Origin of the sequence: Pseudochrobactrum sp. AO18b (genome assembly GCF_000409565.1) — a bacterium.
GTDB lineage: Bacteria > Pseudomonadota > Alphaproteobacteria > Rhizobiales > Rhizobiaceae > Pseudochrobactrum > Pseudochrobactrum saccharolyticum.
In genome coordinates, this window is the sequence record NZ_ANNO01000017.1 from 22,009 (window position 1) to 29,556 (window position 7,548).

General features: G+C 45.5%; 6 protein-coding genes. 4 read left to right on the forward strand and 2 right to left on the reverse strand.

Features of this window, described 5'->3' with window-relative positions; all coding sequences use genetic code 11:
* Nucleotides 1-66: 66 nt before the first annotated feature.
* Nucleotides 67-621 (reverse strand): hypothetical protein, encoded by a 555-nt coding sequence (locus A918_RS0100915; protein ID WP_156831358.1) that lies wholly within the window; start codon nucleotides 619-621, stop codon nucleotides 67-69.
* 83 nt (nucleotides 622-704) lie between these two features.
* Here A918_RS0100915 and A918_RS0100920 point away from each other — a divergent pair, with 83 nt between their 5' ends.
* From A918_RS0100920 to A918_RS0100930, 3 genes are read left to right on the forward strand one after another with little or no spacing between them, the layout of a single operon-like run.
* A complete protein-coding gene (locus A918_RS0100920) occupies nucleotides 705-2,450 on the forward strand; it encodes a hypothetical protein (RefSeq protein ID WP_156831359.1) in 1,746 nt (581 codons plus the stop codon).
* Nucleotides 2,447-3,022: a hypothetical protein gene (locus A918_RS0100925; RefSeq protein WP_156831360.1), complete on the forward strand. Its 576-nt coding sequence runs from the start codon at nucleotides 2,447-2,449 to the stop codon at nucleotides 3,020-3,022. The genes A918_RS0100920 and A918_RS0100925 overlap by 4 nt, the downstream gene beginning before the upstream one ends.
* Before the next feature lie 18 nt (nucleotides 3,023-3,040).
* Nucleotides 3,041-4,180, forward strand: a complete 1,140-nt coding sequence (locus A918_RS0100930; RefSeq protein ID WP_028233217.1) for a hypothetical protein — start codon at nucleotides 3,041-3,043, stop codon at nucleotides 4,178-4,180.
* 1,075 nt (nucleotides 4,181-5,255) lie between these two features.
* Here the strand turns inward: A918_RS0100930 and A918_RS0100935 are convergent.
* Complete coding sequence (locus tag A918_RS0100935; RefSeq protein ID WP_022709238.1) at nucleotides 5,256-5,762, reverse strand: hypothetical protein; 507 nt, start codon at nucleotides 5,760-5,762, stop codon at nucleotides 5,256-5,258.
* A gap of 1,351 nt (nucleotides 5,763-7,113) precedes the next feature.
* On the opposite strand from A918_RS0100935, the gene arsC reads away from it, so the two are divergent.
* Complete coding sequence (gene arsC, locus A918_RS0100940) at nucleotides 7,114-7,527, forward strand: arsenate reductase (glutaredoxin) (RefSeq protein ID WP_022709239.1); 414 nt, start codon at nucleotides 7,114-7,116, stop codon at nucleotides 7,525-7,527.
* The last annotated feature ends 21 nt before the right edge of the window (nucleotides 7,528-7,548 follow it).

Genomic DNA, 7,548 nt, shown 5'->3' on the forward strand with positions numbered 1-7,548 from the left:
TGTTCGCTTGCGTAAAGAGCACAGCAAAAATTTTCAATGGTAAAAAATTATATTGTCGTGTGAATGTTATTGGCCTTTAGCAGCACAGTATTGCCATTCAAATTTGCCTGAATGGTAACACCAACCGGCAGCCTCCATCGCATCTTCTAAGGCGAATAATGGTGCAATACTGGTTTGTTTATCAGGCTGACAGGTAAAAGAGGCAATATCTTCATCCCCTTTTGATACATAAACTCCAGCCTGCAACTCAGCCTCTTCGTCCAGCCGGTCGAAGCTCTGCCACACATGATACTGGTATCCCTCATGGTTGAATGTAACATTTGAGTTGATGGCTCTGCCCACACCTTTCCATGGCGACACGGTTTTGGCGGAGAAATTTTCGCTTAACGAAAGCCCTTCCTTACCTTTTTCAGTGAAATTATAGGTAAATTTCGGCTCAGCACTACCACTGGCAGGCTCTATGCAAACTTGTAAATGTTTATCCTTGGCAACATTGCAGGAAATAAAAACCTCTCCGGTACAATTCTCTACTGCGAATACCGGCATAGGAGCATTCACAAGAAAACCGGAAGCCAGAGCCATCATGAAGAAAACTGAACCAAGAAATCTGTAATTTTTCATCAATGCACACCAAACCACAATTATGTATCTATAGTTTAATCATCAAGTATTCAGATTGGCACACCAGGTGTATAGAATAAAGCTTGATATTTTTAAACAACGAATCAAGGATAGGCATGCAAAAAAATGTGCTAATATTACTATCAGGTTTAATCCTTGGAGGCATCTTCGGTTTACTTGATGTCAGCAGCATAATCGCTGATCAGAACGTAAATAATGTTTTTGGCTACGGCTTTGCTGCTGCTGTACTGACTATTCTTGCGACAGCCGGAATGATACGGCTGCCATGGGTCATTGCCGGTGCTATTCTCAACGGCCTCATCATCAGTGTGTTAGCTTTTTTTGCCACAAGCGGAATTCTCACCGGCGAATATTCGGGGCAAACGGTGAATACAACCCCCATGCTGATGATCATCCTATTGCCACTGCCGTTTTTCGTTGCTTATGCGCAGACCCGTCATTTTGATTATGCCATCATCTATCAATCCGCATGGAATATTTGCTGGCGCGTCTTCGGAGCACTTGCCAGCCTGTTTTGGGTCGCTATTTATTCCACCGCCTCTGGCATCGGCACAGATAATGTCGATCCAGAACTGATGCGCTTCATTCCCTGGCTCATTGCTGGCGCGATAGCAGGTGTCATTGCCATATTAACAGACCGCCTTGAGCCGTCTTTTACATCGCCAAGATCGCGTTTCATTGCTCATCTGATAGGGCCTCAGCTATTATTGCCGCTCATGGCGCTGATGATGCTCATCGTATTTTTTGGCACGGAATCGGACTCCGACTCCCAGTTTTCAATCAGCCTTACCTTATGGGCAATGTTAAGCTGCTCCATTATAGCGACTATCATTGCCGAGCGTAATGAAGCAGAGCACCTGCAAGGTGGTTTCGACAAGCTCGGTAAAGTCGCAGCGATTGCTGTTCTGCTTTTCGGCTTCCTGACCTCATGGCTGCTCTACGGTGATTTTCAAAATTTTGGCCTGGTGCCGATTGATGTCACATTCATTTACCTCACAGCTATCGGTCTCATATACGGATTTGCCTATCTCTGGGCGCTTACCGGCGGGACAGTCTGGGCACAGCGTTTACGATGCATCAATCTTATTATGGTGCTTCCGGTTTACTGCATCTTTGCTCTGGCTTTGACTGATGCTCTCTCGCCATTGCGTATTGCTGCTCAACAACAGGTTGCGATGGCGCTGTCAGGCGATCCGCGTTTTACTGAAAACAATGTGAAACAGCTGATGAAATGGAGCGAGCCCAGTAAAGCAGCACTGAAACAATTGAGAGAGGCAGCCGTTGATAAGCCTGATCTTGCAAAAATCATGGGCACTCTGCTGCCTGAAAAACCCAAGGCTCTCTCCGTGCCTGCTCATGTCATCACACCTGAGCAAGGACTAAAACTGCGTGATGACTTTATCAATCAGGCCGTTTTTGTTCCTGATAATGAGGAAGCCCGTCAGGTCACCCGCGACGCGTTTGCACTCATGTCTGATTATTTGTTCCAGGACTATGCGGAGGCTTGCAAAACCACCGACACGCATAAAGGCTGCACGATTTATCTTGCCAACTTCCTGCCGGAAGCAGAAGGCACCACGATATTGATTGATAGCGGAAAATCTGATCCGTTGCGCTTTCAGGCCTTACAAGTAAAAGCAAAAAATTCGACATCCCTGCAAAGCTTTGTGCATGGCGAAATTACCGATGCAGACAAAGGCGGCACCATGGTTCCTGTTGAAGGCTGCAACGTCAATGCTATGCAATTTGGCATGGCACTGGTTTTCGTCCTCGATGGTTTTGATAAGAAAAAGACATGTCAGCTATGAACATAAAAACGACCGTTAAAATCACGTCGGCTCTAATCGTAGCCACGGCCTTGAGCCTTTTCCAGCCTTTGTCAGCGATGGCTGGTGCAGCAGATGGTGATCTGGAAGGTGCGAAACTGAGCCAGCTTCTGGAACAATCCGGCATTCAATGCAGCGATAATAAGGGCCTCGACTGTACTGCCGGAAATTACCAGGTCACCATTCACAGCGATTGTGCGGTTGCACCTTATTATGGCGCTATTTATGGGGGGCCCGCCAAGCTCACCGCGCGCGCTGGCGGCAGTGATCAGAATGTCGTCGCCAGTCTGGCCGAGGATCAGCTTGTTTGCATCAAGGCAACAGCCAAAGCCGGCATTTCAGACGCAGAATATTTCATCATGGCAATGCCGATTGATAGATTTGGCAAATGCGACGGAGTGGATGTTTTATGCCGCGTCTCTGCACCATTGTCGGAGCCTTACCGCACGATTATGGAAAGTTGTAAGCATTTTAAGAACGGTGAAATTTCATCTTGTCCGCAAGGCTGGGTACGGGCCGATGCGATCGAGCCTTATCCGAACGGATTGGAATAATAGGGGGGCAACTGGGTCATGATTAATTACAAGTCATTATTAGCGAGTGTTTGCCTCGCCTTCTCACTCTCCGGCACGGCTATGGTAAGCGCACAGGCACCACAACAGCAAGAAGCCAATTTCGAACGCTACGGACCATTTTTCTTCTTTCCGGACAAGCCTGAGCTTCTCATTTATGCCGGTCAGGTGGGCGCGAATGACCTGCTCAATCTAAAAAAAGCATTGCGCGAGAACCCTGCTATTAACACGCTGATTTTGAGCAACAATCCCGGTGGTTTGGTTCATATAGGGCTGGTTATTGCAGAAGAAGTTTATGAGAGGGGCATGAATACTTATATTCCGCCGGATTCCTATTGCGCTTCCGCCTGTTCCTTTGTGTTCTTTGCGGGCAAAAACCGTGTTGCCGATGGCCGACTTGGCGTTCATCAGATTTCTGCACCGGAACTCAGCGGCGAACAAGCGCAATTTGGTGTGTCCGATATTGTCGCGACCTTGCCCAAATATGGCGTATCAGCCGATGTGCTGGGCATTATGTTCAGCACACCAGCCAAGGATATGTATTATTTCAGCCCGCAGGAAGTGGTGAAATACGGCATCAACCGTACCGGTGAAACCCAAGTTGCCTCAGCGCAACCCAATAACGGAAATGGTACTGTTCCGCGCCATAACAATCCGGCCAGTCCGGCTCAGGCACCGCAACAAGCCGCCCGCCCAGGTGATACCAATGCCAATCCTCAGCAACAGCACAATGCACCAAGCGCCATGCCGGCAATGAATGATGAGGATAAGGCCATGAATGTTGCCGCCCTCATGATCCAGACCGGCAGTGCCAATAATGATGATGCGATGGCATTCGTGAATGAATATTACGCCGATACTGTCGATTACTTCAAAAAACGGCGCCATAAAGCAGAAATTTTGCAGGATAAAAACAGCTATTTCAGCCGCTGGCCGGTCAGACGTTTTGTTGTTGATGAAAGCTCGCTGAAAGCCAAATGTGAAAATGGCCTGTGTGCAGTCTATGGTCTTTATGATTACACAGTATCCAGTCCTGATCGCAACAAGCAGTCCAGTGGAACCTCGAATTTCACTTATGTACTCGACCTGCAAGACAACTACCGCATTGTCCATGAAGATAGCGAAGTGGTTAAGCGTTAAGGCTTTCCGCCATATTCTGATGCGGCCAGAAAGTAGAATATCCGCCTTCTGGCCTATCCGCATCAGAGCAAATGACCATACGTCATTTACTTAAGACCCTGACCACCTGATGAAATTCAAGCTTTGGCAAGGCCACGCCAAAGCCATTCGCAGTTTGTTGAAGCCCAAGCGTGATACCTGACAGGCAAATGCAAAATCTGCTATTTACAACCATAAATGTAGTGAGTTATCACAATATTGCAGAGCCTGATAGTCAACTATGGATGACTGTCCCGTTGCTATGATTTCCCAGATCACGCTAACCAGGATCAAGCAGCGGTTGCCGCCTTGTTCCTGCCAATACAGCAGATAATCAAGACGATAGCGGATAATCCACAGGCTTTCGCATAGCCAAACCACTGTCAGAGCATACATGCTTAGAGTTATAATTCACTATTAAGTTGTCGACCATTTGTGCATTTCACGGTCCCAATGTTGGCCATTCGCATTATCTGGCAAAAAGACTGCCCCTTACGCAATCTTATAATCCCCATTTGAGGCATAGCGATTGCGGTTTCCATTTTGCAGCTTTATCGTCATCAATTTATTGACGCTTTCGGCGGAACCATTCTGGCCTGTTCGGCAGGTTGGCTGGCGCAAGCTTTGTTTGATATAAAAGCTGAACACTGCAACAGAAGCACTGTATAAAAGTGTTGAAATACACTATTTTTGCGTAGGGAAAAGCATATATGAACGTAATTTCAAGCCATCATCGAAATGAAACCTGTCCGACGCAAGTATTTTAAGCCGTGCTTCATTCAAAAATTCTGCACGTATTTCAAGTGGCTCGCATTATGCTTTCAATGAATATTCATCGCCACCAATTAATTTTGCTCTGAAAATTCACATTGAATTTCAGCTATTCTAATCATTTGATTGCTAATTTGTGCCGCGTTTTATTGCCAACAGTTTCACGAGATGTGCCTTCAAGATTATAGCGCCAGTCTGCTATGCGCAGCGGATCATCAGCGAAGCTTGGCAATGTAAAAAAGCATATGATCAAAAAACTACGTATAATCAAACCCAAAATCAGATATTAATCCCATTTATGTGGCGGCTGCGGTGGCGGCGGAAAGCTTTCTGCCCCCAAAATCGTATAGCGCTCTGCCAACATAGCTAGTTCTTTGCATTCAGAAATTATCTTCGGTAAAATTGCGCCACTCCCAGTTTCTTTATCAGCATCCGCATGACAGCGAGCCTGAAGCTGTTTCTTCCACGCAGCATAGTCGCTATCTGTCTTAGCACCAGTCATTTTGATCGCATCACCCAGCAACAATTCCGCCTGAATAGCACGCTGAAATGCACACAGGTTCATATTGCGCTTATTTAATTCACAATCGTCGAGCATAAGTTGCAAATCACTAACCGGAATACCACTTCGGTTTGCAAGCTCGGTTAACACGCGTTTCTCCATGTTTTCCGAAAGGTTTCCGGCCATTACACTTGATGGTAAGAAAGTCAGTGCGACGATGTAATATAGTATTTTATGCATGATGTAGTCCTCAATCCCAGCGCCAATACGGAAATATTCGCCCATCAGCATTTTGTTACCACTTGAAACGGTCACCTCACAACAAGGCTCTGGAGGACGGCAAGCCGTCTTTGTGTTCTAAAGTAAACGGACCACCAAAATCGTCAATCGTCGCTTTTCGTCATTAGTTAAAGATATCACATACTCAAAGTTGCAAAGCTAAAAGCTTGAAACCGGATTAAACCCATTGGCTTTCACCATAATCTGATTATTGACAACATCAGTTATCTCTTTTTATCCAGAAACATTGTTCCAAATCCGATAAATCCTTGGGCTGGTCCTGTTGCTACCCAGTTCAGCATTTCAGCGCTTGTCACCGTTCAATCCAGCAAGCGTTGAATGGCTATTTCAGTATTGTTCTCTGCTTCGTACGCCGCCGCACGTGCGTTTATAAACATACGTTGATGTCGGACACATATTTCCCGACATAGGTAGCCAGCGGCGGCGTAGCCTGAGCCGTTTCGGCTTGAGCGAATACGGTGGGAAACAAGAATAGGTTAACCAAAGCGGAAAATAGAATATAGGATATCAGTTTAATTCAAACAAACCTTTTAAATGCGATGAAACCTAAGCGCGGTTCTCACCTATTTGCGCTACGGATCATAAGACATTTTAATAGTCTTTATCACATCTATTTTTTCTCATCTTCGATACATTAGCAACGCATAATTGGTGGCATCTATATTTTAGAATACAAAAATTGGATAAATGTAAATGTCTTATTCATCAAAAAGCGTGTCCCCAATAAAGTAATTGCTCCAATCTGCACGTGTAAAATGCTGGGACAACACCCATAATGATTATGTATCCCTTGCACTTTTGCCGGAAGCCATAACCCAAACCGTGCCAAGGGATACAATCCCAAACCTTGATGCTCATCGTTACAATGAAGATAACTTGCTTTTCATTGGCCACTACTGGTTAACAGGCAAACCGAAACCATTATCTTCCAACGTCATTTGCGTCGATTACAGCGCAGGTAAAGGCGGTGGTCTTGTTGCTTATCGCCATGATATCGGACAACCATTTTCTAACCATAACTACGTATCAGCCTAATTAAGACGCAACAAATTTGGTACAAAATATGGTACAAAAACACATATTGCTATTATAATTTACATATTAAAATCAATGAATTAAAGATACGACACCAAAGAAACGAATCCCGCTCTCTCCGCCAGAAGCATTTTGATGGTATTTCTCAGATAAAAATTCAACAAGTTAAGTATCGTTGCTTACACCGATTATCGGATGCGTTGATCCCGATATTAGGGCATCTTATGCTTTAATGATCAAGATGATTAACCGGCCAAAAAACTGGTATATGTAAGGCAATGATCGAACCAAGGCAGGTCAATCTCTGATGTCCGTTACAATTTATCATAACCCTGCATGCGGTACTTCACGCAATACACTCGCCATGATCCGCGCCAGCGGTGAAGAACCTGAGATTATTGAATATTTGCAAACACCGCCTTCCAAAGAACAACTGTCAGAGCTTCTTGCAACCATGAAAATCCCGGTGCGTGATTTATTGCGGGAAAAAGGGACACCTTTTGCGGAACTGGATCTGGCAAATCTCAAATGGTCTGACGATCAGTTGCTCGGTTTCATTGTGCAGCATCCCATCCTGATGAACAGACCGATTGTCGTGTCACCACGTGGCGCTGCGCTTTGTCGTCCGTCAGAGCTTGTTCTCGATCTTCTGGAAAATCCGGCTATCAGTTTCACCAAAGAAGACGGCGAACAAATTACTCATGTCATTTCTCAATTGTGACCTGCAGACATAAAAAGGGGG

Coding starts and splice junctions, on each gene's coding strand:
- A918_RS0100915 (WP_156831358.1), bottom strand. CDS start 621: ATGAAAAATTACAGATTTCTTGGTTCAGTTTTCTTCATGATGGCTCTG.
- A918_RS0100935 (WP_022709238.1), bottom strand. CDS start 5,762: ATGCTGATGGGCGAATATTTCCGTATTGGCGCTGGGATTGAGGACTAC.
- A918_RS0100930 (WP_028233217.1), top strand. CDS start 3,041: ATGATTAATTACAAGTCATTATTAGCGAGTGTTTGCCTCGCCTTCTCA.
- arsC (WP_022709239.1), top strand. CDS start 7,114: ATGTCCGTTACAATTTATCATAACCCTGCATGCGGTACTTCACGCAAT.
- A918_RS0100925 (WP_156831360.1), top strand. CDS start 2,447: ATGAACATAAAAACGACCGTTAAAATCACGTCGGCTCTAATCGTAGCC.